Consider the following 776-nt stretch of genomic DNA (forward strand, 5'->3'; position numbering starts at 1 on the left):
GTGGGCGATGCTGACACTCGCGATTTACTGAAACATGTATCGACTGGAGAACTGCGTTTCACCGTCACTGATTCCGTAGAGCTGTCTCTCGCGCAACGCCTGTATCCAGATCTAGCACTTGCTTTTGAGCTCACCGAAGATCAACCAGTATCATGGTTTACTCGCCGCTCAGAGGACGAGAGCTTGTATGCGATGCTGATTGAGTTTTTCGGCAATATCAAACAATCTGGCGAGCTAGCTTCTCTTGAAGAGAAGTACATTGGCCATATTGAAGCGTTTGACTACGTGGACACGCGTGCCTTTATTCGTGCTCTTGATGATAAGTTGCCGAGATGGGCTCCGCTGTTCCAAAAATACAGCGAAGAGTTTGATTGGCGTTTAATCGCGGCTTTGGCCTACCAAGAATCTCATTGGAAACCAAAAGCAAAATCGCCTACGGGTGTTCGTGGCATGATGATGCTGACTTTACCAACTGCGAAAAGTGTTGGTGTAACCGATCGTCTAAACCCAGAACAATCTGTTCGTGGTGGTGTGGAATACCTGCGTCGCATTGTCGCTCGCGTACCTGATACGATTAACGAACATGAAAAAATTTGGTTTGCATTGGCATCGTACAATATTGGTTATGGCCACATGATGGACGCGCGTCGATTAACCAAGGCACAAGGTGGCGATCCAAACGCATGGGCGGATGTAAAAGACCGACTGCCGCTGTTACGACAAAAGCGTTACTACAGCCAAACCCGTTATGGCTACGCTCGTGGAGACGAGGCACG

At 48.7% G+C, this 776-nt stretch carries 1 protein-coding gene; it reads left to right on the top strand.

Going from position 1 to position 776, the window contains the following annotated elements:
- Positions 1-776 (top strand): membrane-bound lytic murein transglycosylase MltF (gene mltF, locus R7R78_RS25715; protein ID WP_225474569.1); only part of this gene is annotated, 776 nt, incomplete at both ends.

The organism is Vibrio sp. 2134-1 (assembly GCF_033339495.1).